General features: G+C 61.8%; 14 protein-coding genes and 2 pseudogenes. 10 read left to right on the top strand and 6 right to left on the bottom strand.

Translation table 11 applies throughout. The annotated features are described in order from the left end of the window. Window positions 1-6 precede the first annotated feature (6 nt). From CK220_RS26375 to CK220_RS26365, 3 genes are all read left to right on the top strand, one after another. Entirely contained in the window at window positions 7-1,050 is a 1,044-nt protein-coding gene (locus tag CK220_RS26375; RefSeq protein ID WP_095814328.1) for an NAD(P)-dependent alcohol dehydrogenase, read from the top strand. A gap of 63 nt (window positions 1,051-1,113) precedes the next feature. Continuing rightward, a complete protein-coding gene (locus CK220_RS26370) occupies window positions 1,114-1,803 on the top strand; it encodes an aquaporin (protein ID WP_095814327.1) in 690 nt (229 codons plus the stop codon). A 254-nt stretch (window positions 1,804-2,057) separates the two neighbouring features. Further along, complete coding sequence (locus tag CK220_RS26365; protein ID WP_245429409.1) at window positions 2,058-2,315, top strand: hypothetical protein; 258 nt, start codon at window positions 2,058-2,060, stop codon at window positions 2,313-2,315. A 206-nt stretch (window positions 2,316-2,521) separates the two neighbouring features. Here CK220_RS26365 and CK220_RS26360 read toward each other — a convergent pair whose 3' ends face one another. From CK220_RS26360 to CK220_RS26350, 3 genes are all read right to left on the bottom strand, one after another. Beyond that, window positions 2,522-4,093 carry a GMC family oxidoreductase gene (locus tag CK220_RS26360; protein ID WP_095814326.1) on the bottom strand — a complete coding sequence of 524 codons (1,572 nt, stop codon included), beginning with the start codon at window positions 4,091-4,093 and terminating at the stop codon, window positions 2,522-2,524. 48 nt (window positions 4,094-4,141) lie between these two features. Then, window positions 4,142-4,672, bottom strand: a complete 531-nt coding sequence (locus tag CK220_RS26355) for a Twin-arginine translocation pathway signal (protein WP_095814325.1) — start codon at window positions 4,670-4,672, stop codon at window positions 4,142-4,144. 80 nt (window positions 4,673-4,752) lie between these two features. Continuing rightward, on the bottom strand, window positions 4,753-5,148 hold the full coding sequence (locus CK220_RS26350) for a VOC family protein (RefSeq protein ID WP_095814324.1): 396 nt from the start codon (window positions 5,146-5,148) through the stop codon (window positions 4,753-4,755). Between the two features lie 248 nt (window positions 5,149-5,396). On the opposite strand from CK220_RS26350, the gene CK220_RS26345 reads away from it, so the two are divergent. Continuing rightward, a complete protein-coding gene (locus CK220_RS26345) occupies window positions 5,397-5,702 on the top strand; it encodes a ribbon-helix-helix domain-containing protein (RefSeq protein WP_095814323.1) in 306 nt (101 codons plus the stop codon). A gap of 35 nt (window positions 5,703-5,737) precedes the next feature. Here CK220_RS26345 and CK220_RS26340 read toward each other — a convergent pair whose 3' ends face one another. Together CK220_RS26340 and CK220_RS26335 are read right to left on the bottom strand one after the other, a co-directional pair. Beyond that, entirely contained in the window at window positions 5,738-7,816 is a 2,079-nt protein-coding gene (locus CK220_RS26340; RefSeq protein WP_095814322.1) for a sigma-54-dependent Fis family transcriptional regulator, read from the bottom strand. Window positions 7,817-7,914: 98 nt separating this feature from the next. After that, on the bottom strand, window positions 7,915-8,388 hold the full coding sequence (locus CK220_RS26335; protein WP_095814321.1) for a hypothetical protein: 474 nt from the start codon (window positions 8,386-8,388) through the stop codon (window positions 7,915-7,917). Between the two features lie 402 nt (window positions 8,389-8,790). Between CK220_RS26335 and CK220_RS26330 the strand changes: the two are divergent. Beyond that, a pseudogene (locus CK220_RS26330) lies at window positions 8,791-9,084 on the top strand (amino acid ABC transporter permease); the annotation flags it as partial. A gap of 2 nt (window positions 9,085-9,086) precedes the next feature. After that, window positions 9,087-9,179: pseudogene (glnQ, locus tag CK220_RS32630) on the top strand (glutamine ABC transporter ATP-binding protein GlnQ); the annotation flags it as partial. Window positions 9,180-9,259: 80 nt separating this feature from the next. On the opposite strand, the gene CK220_RS26325 reads toward glnQ, so the two are convergent. Further along, window positions 9,260-10,294, bottom strand: a complete 1,035-nt coding sequence (locus CK220_RS26325) for a LacI family DNA-binding transcriptional regulator (protein WP_095814320.1) — start codon at window positions 10,292-10,294, stop codon at window positions 9,260-9,262. A gap of 190 nt (window positions 10,295-10,484) precedes the next feature. On the opposite strand from CK220_RS26325, the gene CK220_RS26320 reads away from it, so the two are divergent. The 4 genes from CK220_RS26320 to CK220_RS26305 all read left to right on the top strand — a co-directional run bounded on the left by CK220_RS26320 (window position 10,485) and on the right by CK220_RS26305 (window position 14,771). Beyond that, window positions 10,485-11,531 carry a sterol desaturase family protein gene (locus CK220_RS26320; RefSeq protein ID WP_095814319.1) on the top strand — a complete coding sequence of 349 codons (1,047 nt, stop codon included), beginning with the start codon at window positions 10,485-10,487 and terminating at the stop codon, window positions 11,529-11,531. Window positions 11,532-11,627: 96 nt separating this feature from the next. After that, window positions 11,628-12,593 carry a sugar ABC transporter substrate-binding protein gene (locus tag CK220_RS26315; protein ID WP_095814318.1) on the top strand — a complete coding sequence of 322 codons (966 nt, stop codon included), beginning with the start codon at window positions 11,628-11,630 and terminating at the stop codon, window positions 12,591-12,593. A gap of 214 nt (window positions 12,594-12,807) precedes the next feature. Beyond that, window positions 12,808-13,752, top strand: coding sequence for an ABC transporter permease (locus CK220_RS26310; RefSeq protein ID WP_245429408.1), 945 nt, complete (start codon window positions 12,808-12,810; stop codon window positions 13,750-13,752). Beyond that, on the top strand, window positions 13,752-14,771 hold the full coding sequence (locus CK220_RS26305) for an ABC transporter permease (protein WP_095814316.1): 1,020 nt from the start codon (window positions 13,752-13,754) through the stop codon (window positions 14,769-14,771). Before CK220_RS26310 ends, CK220_RS26305 begins: the two co-directional genes overlap by 1 nt. The last annotated feature ends 50 nt before the right edge of the window (window positions 14,772-14,821 follow it).

Here is a 14,821-nt window from a genome sequence, read left to right as displayed (position 1 = left end):
ACGACGATGAAAGCTGCCAGACTTTACGAATACGATCCGAAAATGAACGTCAAGCTCAAGATCGAGGACGTCGCTGCGCCCACGATCACCGCACCGGACGAGGTGATCGTGCGGGTGGGCGCCGCCGGCCTGTGTCGCACCGACCTGCACATCATCGAAGGTGTGTGGAAGCCGACCATGGACCCCGACGGCAGTCTTCTGCCTTACATCATGGGGCACGAAAATGCCGGCTGGGTCGAGGAGGTCGGCAGCGGCGTCAGATCGGTCAAGCGAGGCGACGCCGTCATTTGCCACCCGTTCCGCTCCTGCGGCATCTGCCTCAACTGCCGCCACGGCGAGGACATGTACTGCGACAACGGCCAGTTCCCGGGCCTCGGCATGAACGGCGGCTTCGCCGAATACTTCATCACCAGCGAACGCTCGCTGATCAAGCTCAACGCCAATGTGACGCCGATCGAAGTGGCGCCGCTGGCCGATGCCGGGATCACCGCCTACCGTGCCGCCAAGCGGGCCGCGAAGCTCTTACGACCGGGCAGCTACTGCGTCCTGCTCGGCATCGGCGGGCTCGGTCATATCGCGCTGCAGTCGCTGCATGCGATTTCCGGCTGCCGGATCATCGCCGTCGATCGCGAGCCGGCGGCACGCGTGCTGGCCAAGGATCTGGGCGCCGACTTCGTGCTCGATGGCGGGCCGAACGTCGTCGAAGAGGTGAAGGCGATCACCGGCGGCGGCGCCCATGTGGTCATCGACTTCGTCGGCGAGCTCGGCGTCGAGAACATCTGCTGGAAAATGGTGCGCAAGGGCGGCCAGTTGTTCGTCGTCGGCTACGGCGGCGCGGTCAACGTTCCAACCGCGCATCTGGTCATCGAGGAGATCAACATCGGCGGCAGCCTGGTCGGCAACTTCACCGAGCTTGTCGAGCTGATGGAGCTCAACGCCGACGGCAAGGTGAAGATGCACTACACCGAGTACAATCTCGCCAGCATCAACACCGCGCTCGACGACTTCAAGAACCGGCGGTTCACCGGCCGCGGCGTCATCGTTCCCTGAAAATCCGGGCCGGATCAGCCCGGAGCGGCTCCGGCCCAATCATAATCTGCAAGGAGAGGAAAAGTGAACAAATACATTTGTGAATTCATCGGCACCTTCGCGTTGGTCTTCTTTGGCTGCGCGACGGTTCTGTTCATGCGCTCCGAGGTCGGCCTGCTCGGCGTCGCAATGGCCTTCGGCCTGTCGGTGGTGGCGATGGCCTATTCGATCGGGCCGGTTTCGGGCGCGCATCTCAATCCGGCGGTGAGCCTTGGCGTGTTCGTTTCCGGCCGGATGAAATCCGGCGACCTCATCGGCTATGTCGTTGCGCAATGCGCAGGGGCGATCGCCGCATCTGCGGTGCTCTACGTGATCGCGCTGGGCAAAGGCGGCGGCTATGACGTGGCCGCCAATGGCTTCGCCCAGAACGGCTGGTCGACCTATTCGCTCACCTCTGCGTTCCTGTTCGAACTCGTCGCCACTTTCCTGTTTCTACTGGTCATCCTTCGCGCCACCGCGGAAGGCGGCGCAGGTGCCCTGGCCGGGCTGGCGATCGGCCTGACCCTGGTCCTGATCCATCTCGCCGGTATTGCGGTGTCCGGATCTTCGGTCAATCCCGCCCGCTCGCTTGGCCCCGCGCTGTTTGCCGGTGGGTCTGCGCTGTCGCAACTGTGGCTTTACATCGTCGCGCCGTGCCTCGGCGCCGCCGCCGCGGGGTTTGCGCTGCGCACCGGAGGGATCGGTGCCGGCGAACAGGCGCCGCAGCCGGCCTGACTGGTGTTGCCCGCCGCTCCGGCTCAGGGAGGTTATGTCGGAGCGGCTCTTTCGGCCGGGTTCAAGAATTCTGCGGCCGTGAATGTGTCGGATACGCTTCTATTTCCCTGCCGCCGCCACCAATCTGCTGCGGCTGCCGAAGCTCATGGCGGTGGCGGTATGAGTGCGCCTGCGGGCGGTAGTTGGTCGGCCGCTGGCGGATCGTTGAGGCCGATCTGTAGGATCGCGATTATCTCGACCTCGACGGACCGGCCGTGATTATCATCGGGGCCGACAACAACCGCGAGATTGCCGTCGGCGCTCTGGAAGCCGACCCCGATGTCAACTACTGCCTGTCGATGGTCGTCTTCAACTGGGGCGGTTGCGACGAGAGGGACGAAGTCAGCGAGACGGCCATGTCGAATTGCTCGACGACGGCTCGATCGAGATCACATTCGCCTATTGCAACCGGGCGATGGGCCATCCTGCAAAGCGATGCGCGATACGTCTTCAACAGCCTGCTAAGCCGATGATTTCAGGGCGAATCGACCTGAAATCATCCGGCTCCAAATCAAAGAGAGAGAGCATGATGTCGTCCGAAAACCGCGTCACACCTTCCGGCATCATGCTCTGAAGCGCGTCGCACAGGAACGGAGTCGGGCGCCGCGCTTTCAGTCGCTGTTTTAATGCTTGTCGTTCTCCCAAACCGCGGCGAGCTTTTGAGCGACCTGCACTTAGTTTAGATCGTCTTGGCCGACATCTGCGCGGCGATGTAGTCGGCCTGGCGGATGGCCAGCGACACGATGGTCAGCGTCGGATTCTCTGCGCCGCCGGTGGTGAACTGGCTGCCGTCGGACACGAACAGGTTCTTGATGTCGTGCGTCTGGCCGTGCTTGTTGACGACGCCGTCGGCCGCTTTTTCGCTCATCCGGTTGGTGCCGAGATTGTGGGTCGACGGATAGGGCGGCGTCGGAAAGCTTCGCGTTGCCCCGACCGCCGCGTAGAGCGCCTGGCCCTGCTTGTAGGCATGGTCGCGCATCGCGGTGTCGTTGGCATGATCGTCGAAATGGACGTCGGCGATCGGCATGCCGTGCTCGTCCTTTTCATCCTTGTGCAGCGTGATGCGGTTTTCCGCGCGCGGCATGTCCTCGCCGACGATCCACAGCCCCGCCATATGATCGTAGTGGTCGAGCGCCGTGGTGAAGGAGCGGCCCCAGCCGCCGGGGTTGAGGAAGGCGGCCATGAACGGCAGGCCAATCGACAGCGTCTCCATCTCGTAGCCGCCGACGAAGCCGCGTGAGGGATCGTGACGCGCCTCGTCGCGGATGATGCCGGCCATGGTCGTGCCGCGATACATGTGCACCGGTTTGTCGAAGATGGCATAGACCGAGCCGGTGGTGTGGCGCATGTAGTTCCTGCCCACCTGCCCGGACGAATTGGCAAGGCCGTGCGGGAACTTGGACGATTCCGAGTTGAGCAGCAGGCGCGGGCTCTCGATCGAATTGCCGGCAACCGCGACGATGCGGGCCTTCTGCTCCTGCAGCTTGCCGTCCTTGTCGGCATAGACCACGCCCGTCACCTTGCCATTGGCATCATGGTTGATCTTGATCGCCATGGCATTCGGGCGGACTTCAAGATGACCGGTCGCCTCGCCCTTCGGGATCTCGGTATAGAGCGTCGACCATTTGGCGCCCCATTTGCAGCCCTGGAAACAGAAACCTGTCTGCTGGCAGGGGTTGCGGTCGTCGCGCTCGACCGAATTGATGGCCATGTTGCCGGTGTGGCATTCCTTGTAGCCGAGCTTGTCGGCGCCGGCTTTCAGCACCTTGAAATTGTTGTTGCCGGGCAGTCGCGGCCAGTTGTTGGTGCCGGTGACGCCCATCTTGGCTTCGGCCTTGGTATAGTAGGGTTCCATCTCGGCCAGCGCGATCGGCCAGTCGAGCAGCGTTGCGCCCTCCACCTTGCCGTAGGTCGCGAGCGCCTTGAATTCATGCTCTTGGAAGCGAAGCGAGGCACCCGCCCAGTGCGTAGTCGAGCCGCCGACCGCTTTGACGATCCAGGTCGGCAGGTTTGGAAAGTCTTTGGCCACCCGCCAATCGCCCGAGGTCGTGCGCTTGTCCTTCCAGGCCAGTTGGGCGAAGGAGTCCCATTCGTCGTTGATGAAGTCCTCATATTCGTGGCGGGCGCCCGCCTCGAGGATGACGACGTCTATCCCCTTCTGTGCGAGTTCGTTGCCGAGCGTGCCGCCTCCTGCGCCCGAGCCAATAATGACGACCACGCCGTCGTTCTTGAGATCAAATGGTGCTGCCATGGTTTCCTCCCATGAAATCGGTCAAAAGCGGATGACGGACAGAGCGGCTCACAGCCACTCGATGTCGTTGAAGCCGCGCGAGATGTAGCCGCCCTTGGAATAGGATTGGCCCTCGTAGCCGAAGATCGGCCACACCTCGTTCTGATTGTAGAGGCCGACGACGAGGCCGCCGCGCACAGCCTGGAAGAAGGGAGTCTTCTCGATCTCCTTGAGCAGCGCGACCCGCTCCTCTTCCCAGCCAACGCCGCGGTAACCGCCCTTGCCGGCCTTCTGGTCGAGCCCGGCGATGCCCTTCTCGATCAGGTCCTTGTGGGCGGGATCCTTGGCTGCGGTCTCATCGTGACCCTTGACGGCGATGGCGTAATATTTGTCCGGGACCTGGTCGTGCGGATAGACGTCGCGCGCAAGCTGGATCAGCGTCGCCATCGTCTCCGGCTTCAGCGCCGAGGTCTCCAGGCCCCAGGCATGTTCGGGGCTGATGACGGCGCTGCCTGAAATGACCAGCAATGCGCCAACGCCGCCGCGTTTGAGAAGCTCGCGCCGCGAAAGACCGGGCTTCCTTTCGTAGATCGTGACCATAGTTTCCTCCCTGCTTGCTGTTTGCACTCTGAAGAGTGCCATTTGCTGGCGCCGCGCGGTTCAGCGCGACGGATTGTTCCCTATTGGAAGCGTCCTCCCCGCTGCAGAACCTCGATCTTGTAGCCGTCGGGATCTTCGATGAAGAAGAAGCGAGCGAGGAGCGATCCATCCCGATTGAACTCGACGATATTCTTCGGATTGAGGCCGAGCGCGCCGAGCCGGTCGTGCTCGCTGTCGAGATCGGTGACGGAAACGGCGAGATGGCCGTAGCCGTCGCCCAGCGCGTATGGCTCGGCGCGGCCTTTGTTCACGGTCAGCTCGACCTCGAACGGCGCGTCGGCATTGCTGAGATAGATGAGCGTGAAGGTCTCGAAGTCGAGCCGCTGGGCGACATCGAGACCGAAGGCCTTGCTGTAGAAATCGACGGACCGGGCCTCTTCGAAAACCCTGATCATGGTGTGGATCGCCTTCGCCAAATCGGACTCCGCATATCTTCGTGCTCTTGAAGACGATTATGCGCAGCGCCCAGAAAAGGTGGTGGCAGCCGATTACCACGCGGGAGAGCGCAAAACGGGTAGTCTCGCCCTGATTCTGCAGGTAGTCTCATCCGGGAGGACGAAAGTCCGATTGCCACGACCGGGCGTCGGGCGGAAAAAAGCGCAGGCAGTGTTCAAAAGGCGCCAGCCTAATCGGCGCCCAAGATCAACAAGAACGGGAGGTAACGATGTGCAGGGTCTTTGCCGAACAGGATCCGGAAGGCTACCGACAGATCAACCGGTCGATCCGAATCGGCGGGCATTCGACAAGCATTCAGCTCGAGGCAACGTTCTGGACGCTGCTTGACGAGATCGCCGAGAGCCAGGGACTGACAACGCCGAAATTCATCTCGAAACTCTATGACGAGGCGATCGAGATCAAAGGCGAGATCCCGAACTTCGCCTCGATGCTGCGGACAACTTGCGCGCTCTATCTACGCGGTCATCGGCCGACCGCAGATGAACAGGCGGCGCTGAAGCGGGCAGCTGCTTAAAGCGTGTCGCGATCTTTCAGGTTCGCTTCTGCGCTTCAGGTGAAGCTGCGTCGAATTCCGTATTGGCTCAGCTTGCGATAAAGCGTCGGCCGCGAAATGCCAAGCATCTGGGCGACCTTGCTGAGATTGCCGCTCTCGGCAGCGAGCGCGTTTCTGATCGCTTGGCGTTCGGCATCCTCGAAATTGTACACCGGCGCCTCGATCATGGTCGCAGGCTGATCGCTATGCACGCTCATGTCGCTGCGATTGCCTGCAGTGATCTCCCACGGAAGGTCCTGGAGGTCGATCGTGCTGTTTCGCGCCAGGATATGCAGACGCTCCATCAGGTTCCTCAGCTCGCGTACGTTGCCCGGCCAGCGATAGGCAAGCAGGGCTTCGAGCGCGCGGCTTGAAAATTGCAGCGGATCGCTGCCGGCCTTGTCTGCAATCTGACGGTTGAAATGCTCGACCAGCAACAGCACGTCCTCGCCACGTTCGCGCAGGGCAGGGACACGGATCGAGACGGCCCCTATGCGGTAGTAGAGGTCGCTGCGGAAGCGCCCGGCGGCGACTTCCTGCTTGAGGTCGCGGTTGGTCGAGGCGACCAGGCGGACGTCCACCGGCCGCCCCCTGGCGTCGCCGATGCGGTGGACGACCCGCTCTTCCAGCACACGCAACAGGAACGGCTGGATCTCGAGCGGCAACTCGCCGATCTCGTCCAGGCTGAGCACGCCGCCATTGGCCTGCTCGAAAACGCCTGCCTTGCCTTCACGCGAGGCGCCGGTAAAGGCGCCGGCCACGTGGCCGAACAATTCGCTGCCGAACAGCTCCCTGGTGATGGCACCGCAATTCATTGCGATGAACGGGTCATTATCCGTACGCCGGCTGCCGGCATGGACAAGCCGCGCGAACAGCTCCTTGCCGACGCCGGTTTCGCCTTCTATCAGCAGTGACGTGACGCCGCTTGACCGAGCCACGCGAGAGGCGACATCGACCGCGGCCAGCAGCTTTTCGCTTTCGCCGACGATCATCGACGTCGCAGCCTGCAGCTGTTTATCCCCCTCACGCTTGATCACCGCCACGCCGGAAACCACCGGCGCGGCTGGGAACACCAGAGCAGCGCCGCTGAGATTGCCGTCCAGCTTCAGTGGCGTGATGTGGCAGGATCGCAGATGAGTCGGCAGCGCCTTGGCGAGATCGCTGTCGGAGCCGGACGCTGGCAGCTTCATCAGCCAACGACCGCGACCCGGCTCCAGCGGGCCGTCCGTCATCTCCGTTGTGTCGCCATTGGGCACGTTGTTGCAGAAGACCGCCCGGCCACGGTGATCGACGATTACCAGGCCGTCTTTCCCGCGGTAGCCGGGTGCAGAGGAAATGAAAGCTTCAAGCAGGCGGGTCCGCTGCTCCTGTTGCTGCTCGGCCAGCGCCTTTTCGATCTGCCTGGCCGTGGCGGCGACAAGTGCGGTGTTGTGGGGGCGGAAGATGGGCGAATAGCCTGACAGATCGACCACACCGATGATCTTTCCATCCAATGGATCGCGGATAGGCGCGCCGGCGCAGGTCCAGGCTTTGATGCCGGCGCAGAAATGCTCAGCCGCGTGGACGAAGATCGGTTCGCCGGTCCATAGCGCGGTACCGATGCCGTTGGTCCCGACAGCGCCCTCGTTCCATTTGCCGCCGATGGCGAGATGAATATCCATGCCATCATGCAGGGTCTTCTTGTCGCCGATGGCTTCGATCAGCACACCGTCGCTGTCGGCGAGCACCAGCATCGCTCCGGTCCCTTCCAGCAAGGGGCCAAGAGAGGCGAACGGCCGCCGCGCCGCCGAAAGCAGCTCGGCGTTGGCGCGGGTTAGGTACTCGATTTCGTCTCGGTTGCTGTTGAGGGGTGCCTCGACGCCCTGCGCGTTGATCCCGCCAGTGGCGCTGCGGTACCAGGAATCGTGAATCAGCGAGCGCACCTGGACCGGATCGCGAGCGCATTTCGGCGCGTCGGACAGAAAGTTTTCCCAGGCGCGCATTGTGGCGCGCTCGTCATAGTCGACGGTGTCCAATGCCAGCTGTCCGGTGGCCATCGTCGCGCGAGCCGGGAGAGCTCCGGCCTTTAACTGGTTGGTATCGATCCCGCGTTTCATTCAGTCATCACAGAACCTTCTGGGGCACGGTATTTCTGTATGCTGTCGAGCTGCAGTTTCGCGAGTTAAGCGCCCGGTACGGTCGTTCGCAAGACAGGCTAAGCGATTCCGAGTTTCACTCCGATATCGGTGGCAAGCTGTTCTTCGGTGTAGCTTGCAAGGAGCTTTGATCCATCCAGGTCGGCAAGCGCCTGCGCGACGGTTTCATCGACTGGCGAGAAGAAGCCATTCTGTTTCGTCGCCAGGACAAAGACCTGTGCACCGCCCCGGTTCCGGATATCGCCGATATGATGGATTTGGCGGCCCGTATTCTGATCCACCGAGATCACCCGGCCATTGATCGTGACACGGATGGACGGGTCCGCCTCGGCGGCGACTGGCGTGCCACCGCCGACATGGATGATCAATCCTTCGGCTTTCGGCTTCTGGCGTGATTTCCTGGATGCCGAATAGTTGCCGCCGCTGATCTGGTCGGCAAGACGCGCAATAGTGGAGCGGTTCTGTTGGATCAGTCGCTTGACCTGAACATCCTCGCGCCGCGGGCCATCCCGCTTGGAGATGATTTCGACCATGAATCCTCCCAGATTCACCCAGCTGCATCGTGCCAGGGTCGCATCTTCTTTCTCTGACCCTACACGACTTCGGCGAGGCTCGCCATTCGTTCGTTGGCTAGCACGGAAAATTGCATGACTGGTAGCAGGGGGCTGCTACAGGGGCGCTGCTAGCGAATTGATCGAGCTCAGAACCTAGGTGCGCATGGCCGCTTCAAGTTAGGTCACGATAATGACGCAGCCAGCCCGAATCTGCCGGTCCGTTTTCGTGAAGAGTTTCGGCGCCGACAGGCTCCCGAAAGCGGACATCATCGACGACAACGCGGGGGAGGACGCTTACGACACTATATCGCGGCCCCCTGCTCCATCGTTCACAAGCCCTGGTTCGTGGCGATGATGTTCGGCGCCGTGCTGCTGGTCTTCATGGCGTTCAACATGTCGGGCACCGGCTTCGCCGAGCTCATGCGCCCGGTGATCGGCGAGCCGTCGACGAGCGGCCTATACCGGCGCTTCGCCATCGGTTTCGCTATCGCGGTGATCTTCACGTTGAACGTGGTGCTGATCGGCTTTGCGCCGCTCAAGTTGCAGATCGGCATCGTCTGGCTGGAGCTGCTGCTGCTCTTCATCGCCTGCTTCGAGACGTTCCATCTCAGCCTGCCTTTCATCCGCGAGAAACTGCCCTTCCTGATTAGCCAGGGCGTCGTCACCACGCTCTACGACAGATCGTCGAAGAGGGCACGCCCGACGCGTTTTTCGGCCACCCGCGCCATGATCGGACGAAATTGTTCCTCAGCCAGATTTTGAAGCATTAGCCGATCTGGAGGAGGTTGTTTGCCGCGTTCGCTTTCGGACAACCACAGTTCGCCTGATGCCCGGAGCTGATATTTTTGCGTCAGATATTCTCCGGAGTGACAATTTCAAAAGGGATAGACCGCTGGAGGGTAGCCAACGGCGCCTGCGGCCCAATGACATCGATCATCGTCTGCACAAGAAGGGCCGAGGTCGCTTCAAGCGGGTGGCAGAGCGCTGCAGTGATCAGGCCTTCAGACAGGCCCTTTCGCGTTTCGGGGCCAATGTCACGGCATACCACCTTGATGCCTGACCGCCTCTCAGGCGACACCTCCCGCAAGGCGCGAAGCACACCCGTTATTCCGCCGCCGACGATGAGGATGCCAACAAGGTCGTCCGTCGCCTTCAGCAACTCGGCGACCATACGATAAGCTTCGCTCGCTTCCTCGTGGGTGGGGCGGCTCTCCTCCACCGTGAGCCGCGGGGCGTGCTCACGCAAATAGGAGCGGAAGCTGGCGTCCGAGACGTCCTGGCACTGATACCGGTGGTTGCCTATGAACACCGCAATGCGACCAGGACCATGAGTCGTTTGGGTGATCAGGAAGGCAGCAGTGCGCCCGAGTTTCCAGTTGTCGGTGCCGACATAGGCGGCCCGTTCCGGAGCGGATTGGTCGGTGATGTAGGCAACAACCGGCCTTCCCGCCTCCTTCAGCGAACGGATGGCCTGGCCGATGATCGGGTGGTCTGCCGCGACTACCGCGACAGCGTCGCAGGACTCGCCGAGCGCGATGAGGCGGCTCGAAATGGTCTCAGGCATCAGCAGATCCACAAAGTCGACGACAGGCTCGATCACCTCGTCCCGGCGGTCGCGGCAGGCGGCCACGATTTTCTTTCCGAACAGCTGATAGAGGTCACGGGTCGACTGCTGAAGCAGGAAGCCCAATCGGTAATGCGGCGATATCTTGCGGGCGCGGTCGTCAATAGCTCCGATGCCGTAAAAGCCGATATCTTCCGCCGCGCTCTGCACGCGTTGGACGGTCTTCGCGCGGACGGAAACGGTGCCGCTCAGAATCCTGTTTACGGTCGCCACGGACACGCCTGCCGCAGTGGCGAGATCATGGATTGTCGGACGCTTCATGAGCCTATCCTGGCTATATCATTGTGACTGATACTAAATGATACAAATGTTTATTTTATACTATTTTGGCCTTCTAGGAAGATCAAGCGTCCGATATGAATCGCCTCGAATCGAGATTGACTTCCTCGATCAGCCCCAGGCGGGCTGCCCCTCAATCTCAGGACTGACCCGGGCAGGAGGCGCTGTCACGATGGATGACCTTCAGTATGGAACGCGCGACAAGCGCGGTAACTGGACACCACATCGCCCCGCCGAGCCGGCGCCGATCTGGCATCGTCCGTTCAGCGCAAAGAAGGTCGTGGCGTGGATTCCTGAGTTTCTCTGGCCGTGGAACGCATTTCATCTCGCGACGTCGATCATCTGGGTGAACCTGCTGATCCCAAGTTGGCAGAGCCTCGGCAGCTTCTCGCTCCTCAATTACTTGTGGCTATATGGCCTGAACGCTGCCGGGATTTTCCTTTTCTACGGCTTCTTCGAGCTGCGCTATTACGTCCAGCGCAAACAGCAGAACCGCTTCAAATACAATCCGAAATTTCCTTCGGACGCACCGTCCGACGTGTTCTGGTTTCAAAGCCAGAACATCGACAATTTCACCCGCTCGTTCTTCGTCGTCATCCCGCTGTGGACGGTCGTCGAGATCGTGATGCTGTGGGTCTACGCGAACAGCTGGGCGGTCTGGCTGCCGTGGACGACGAACTGGCTGTACCTATCGTTCCTGGTGCTGATCGCCCCGGCGGTGCACGAGGTCTATTTCTTCTTCCTGCACCGGGCGATCCATTGGCCGCCGCTCTACAAATGGGTGCATTCGGTTCATCACAATTCGATCAATCCCAGCCCCTGGTCGTCGCTGTCGATGCACCCGCTCGAAGGCTTCCTCTATCATGCCGAAGCCTGGCTGCACCTGTTGATCCCTTCGAACCCGGTCTGCGCCTACTTCACTTTGCACGGAGCAGGATTTGGCGCCGTGAACGGCCATCTCGGTTTCGAGACCTTCGAGCTCACCGACAAGGTCAATCTCGATAGCCATTCCTACGTGCACTACCTGCACCACAAGTATTTCGAGGTGAATTACGGCGGCGATGGGCTGGTGCCCCTCGATAAGCTGTTCGGCACTTGGCACGACGGCAGCAAGGAAGCCGACGAGGTCATGAAGGCCCGCTTCCGCAAGAAGAAGGAAAAGATGCGCGGCCGGCAGGAGGGCAGCAAGGATCCGGCCTCCGGAATGCCGGCGCAATGACGAACCAAGAGCTGTTTCGACTGTGCCCGTGAGGAGCGGACCCGGGACAGGAAGACTTTTGTTGAAACCCCGCGGGGTCAATCTGGGAGGAAGACTATGAAGCTTTTCAAGACACTGGTGTCGACAGCGGTGCTGATTGGGTTCAGCACCGGCGCGACGCTCGCCGCGAACATCTTCGTCGTCGGCGGCAAACCGGACGATCCGTTCTGGTCGATCGTCAAGCGCGGCGCCGAAGACGCCGGCAAGGTGGTCGAGGCGCAAGGCGGCAAGGTCACCTGGCTCGGGCCGCAGAACTACGACAATCTGGGCGTGGACGCGGCCGAGCTGATCCGCCAGGCGATCGACCAGAAGGCCGACGCCATTGTCGGCCCGGACTGGGTGCCGGAAGCGATGGACCCGGCCTTCAAGGCCGTGCGCGATGCCGGCATTCCGCTGATCATCTACAACGCCGGCGGGCTGAAGGCGGCCGATCGTCTTGGCGCCATGAATTATGTCGGCTCCGACGACTACAAGGGCGGTGTCGCGGCCGGCGAATACCTTGCCAAGGCCGGCAACAAGAAGGGCGTCTGCATCAACACGCTGCCCGGCGCCGCCAACATCGAAGCCTTCTGCAGCGGCTTCAAGGAAGGCATGAAAAACGGCGGCGGCGAAGCGGACGCACTACCATTGCCCGCCACATCCTTCGGCTCGGCCACGGCCGTTGCGCAGGCGGTGAAGGCCTATCTCCTGCAGCACCAGGACGTGAACGCAGTCTTCACGATCGGCAACGTCGACGCCAACTCCGCCATGAATGGCATTACCCAGGCCGGCAAGGTCGGCAAAGTACATCTGTGCGGCATGAACTTCGACGAAACCATCCTGAACAACATCAAGGGTGGCCAGCAGGACTGCGCAATCGACCAGCAGGGCTACCTGCAAGGCTATCTCGCCGTTGCGATCCTGAACGGCCACGTCAACTACGGCTTGTCGGTGCCCACCCGCGAAATCCTTACGGGACCAGGTATCATCGACAAGTCAAACGTCGACGCCACCATCGCCGGCGTGAAAGCAGGGACGCGATAGTCCTCCCAAGGGCCGGCCGCCCACGCTTCCGGCGTGGGCGGCCATTCCATTCCTTTGTGCGGCGGCCGCTTCGTGGCCGGCCGCGTGCTCGTGGATTACCCTAATGGCACATCCCGTCGCATCCACATCGACAACTCCGGCGCCGGAGCGGACGCAGTCTAGACTTGCCCTCGGCCGGCTAGCGCGCCGACCGGAGTCGGCTTCGTTCCTTGGCATGGTCGCCGTCCTGCTTTTCTTCGGCCTGTTCGGCGGCAGCGGCTTCATGTCGACGGCCGGCACGGCCAGCTGGTTGAACATCGCTTCCGAGATCGGGATCATCGCGCTGCCGATAGGGTTGCTGATGATCGCCGGGGAATTGGACATCTCGGTCGGCGCCATCATCCCCGCGGCGTCGCTGACCGCCGCCATCATCTCCGGCTACTATGGGCTCCCCGATTGGCTTGGCATAACGGCCGCGCTCGGGCTCGGCCTCGCCGTCGGCTTGCTCAACGGCCTGTTCGTGACGAGAACGACCATTCCGTCCCTCATCATCACCATCGGCACCATGTTCGGCACGATGGGTCTGACGTTGGGTCTCACCGTCAAGATCGCGGGTAGCACCGGAGTCTCGCTCGTCCCTGACCCGTTTACCAAGGCAATCCTCGGCGACTATCTCGGCGGCATGTTCCAGGTCACGATCCTGTGGTGGGTGGTGTTCGTCGTTGCCCTGTTCTGGCTGCTGCACATCTCGCCCATAGGCAACTGGATCTATGCGCTCGGCGGCGACAAGGAAAGCGCGCGCAACGTCGGCATCCCGACCAAACGGCTGACCATCGGTCTGTTCATGCTGTCCGGGTTCAGCGCCGCCTTCGTCGGCGTCAGCGAAGTTATGGTCTACCAGAGCGCGCAGGTTCTGGCAGGCCAGTCCTTCATCTTCAATTCCATCATGTGCGTGGTCATCGGCGGCGTTTTGCTCACCGGCGGTTTCGGCTCGATCGTCGGCATCGTGTTCGGCACGATCACCTTCTCGATCGTGAACCAGGGCATCTACTTCACCAGCCTCGATCCCAATGTTGGAAGCGTCATCATCGGCGCGCTGCTGCTCATCGCGGTGCTGACCAACGACACCTTCCGGCGGTTGGCGCTCAGCTATTCGTCGAAGAAGGGAGGACAGTCATGATGGACGCAATCAAATCCGTGCTGCGCCGCCCCGAAGCCGGCTCGATCCTCAGTCTCGTCGGCGTGGTGCTGTTCTTCGTCCTGTTCGGCGGCGCCAATCTGGGCACGCTCGTCGGCGCGGCGAGCTGGGTCAACTTCGCGGCCAATCTCGGCATTGTCGCCATTCCCGTCGGGCTGCTGATGATCTCGGGCGAGCTCGACATCTCCATCGGCGCTCTGATCCCGGCGGGTTCGATGACCACTGCCATCCTCGCCGGCTATTACGGACTGCCCATATCGGTAGCTATCGCCGGGACGCTTGCCGTCGGCGTGGCGGTCGGCCTGGTCAACGGCCTGCTGACCATCCGCACCTCGGTGCCATCGCTGATCATCACCCTGGCCACGCTCGTCGCCATGCAGGGAGTGGTGCTCAGCGCTTCGGTGCTTCTGACCGGGACTGCCAGCGTGGCGCTGACCGCGCCGGACTGGGCCAAGTTCCTGTTCGGCCAGCTGATCGGCGGCAGCCACCAAGTCATCATCGTCTGGTGGGTCGCGTTTGCCGCCGTCATCGGCTTCGTCCTGCACAAGACCCGCTACGGCAACTGGCTGTTTGCAATGGGCGGCGACAAGGTCAGCGCCCGCAACGCCGGCATTCCGACGAACCGCATGACAATTGCGCTGTTCGTGTTGTCGGCGGTCAGCGCCACGTTCGTCGGTATGTGCCAGGCGATCCTGTTCAACTCCGCCCAGGTCTCCGGCGGCATGAACTTCATCTTCAACGCCATCGTGTCCGTCGTGGTCGGCGGCGTGCTGTTGACCGGCGGCTTCGGGTCCGTCCTCGGCATCTTCGTCGGCACCGTCACCTTCGCCATCGTCAGCCAGGGCATCTACTTCACCCAGATCGACCGCAACTGGTCGAGCCTGATCATCGGCGTGATGCTGCTGATGGCCGTGCTGATGAACCAGTCCTTCCGCGACCTGGCTTTGTACTTCAGACCGCGACGCAACCGCAGCCTGCCGCGGGAGCCGGCAAACCCATGAGATACGAGTTGTCACAGCGCCCGAACCAGCTCGCACCGAGAGAGATGAGC

Source organism: Mesorhizobium sp. WSM3860 (genome assembly GCF_002294995.1).
Classification (GTDB): domain Bacteria; phylum Pseudomonadota; class Alphaproteobacteria; order Rhizobiales; family Rhizobiaceae; genus Mesorhizobium.
The sequence above is the reverse complement of the archived record's forward strand: the minus strand, read 5'-3'. Positions and strand labels throughout refer to the sequence as shown.

Excerpts from the sequence above, each read along its gene's own strand:
- CK220_RS26375 (WP_095814328.1), top strand. The coding sequence starts at position 7 with ATGAAAGCTGCCAGACTTTACGAATACGATCCGAAAATGAACGTCAAG.
- CK220_RS26360 (WP_095814326.1), bottom strand. The coding sequence starts at position 4,093 with ATGGCAGCACCATTTGATCTCAAGAACGACGGCGTGGTCGTCATTATT.
- CK220_RS26355 (WP_095814325.1), bottom strand. The coding sequence starts at position 4,672 with ATGGTCACGATCTACGAAAGGAAGCCCGGTCTTTCGCGGCGCGAGCTT.
- CK220_RS26345 (WP_095814323.1), top strand. The coding sequence starts at position 5,397 with ATGTGCAGGGTCTTTGCCGAACAGGATCCGGAAGGCTACCGACAGATC.
- CK220_RS26340 (WP_095814322.1), bottom strand. The coding sequence starts at position 7,816 with ATGAAACGCGGGATCGATACCAACCAGTTAAAGGCCGGAGCTCTCCCG.
- CK220_RS26335 (WP_095814321.1), bottom strand. The coding sequence starts at position 8,388 with ATGGTCGAAATCATCTCCAAGCGGGATGGCCCGCGGCGCGAGGATGTT.
- CK220_RS26325 (WP_095814320.1), bottom strand. The coding sequence starts at position 10,294 with ATGAAGCGTCCGACAATCCATGATCTCGCCACTGCGGCAGGCGTGTCC.
- CK220_RS26320 (WP_095814319.1), top strand. The coding sequence starts at position 10,485 with ATGGATGACCTTCAGTATGGAACGCGCGACAAGCGCGGTAACTGGACA.
- CK220_RS26315 (WP_095814318.1), top strand. The coding sequence starts at position 11,628 with ATGAAGCTTTTCAAGACACTGGTGTCGACAGCGGTGCTGATTGGGTTC.
- CK220_RS26310 (WP_245429408.1), top strand. The coding sequence starts at position 12,808 with ATGGTCGCCGTCCTGCTTTTCTTCGGCCTGTTCGGCGGCAGCGGCTTC.
- CK220_RS26305 (WP_095814316.1), top strand. The coding sequence starts at position 13,752 with ATGGACGCAATCAAATCCGTGCTGCGCCGCCCCGAAGCCGGCTCGATC.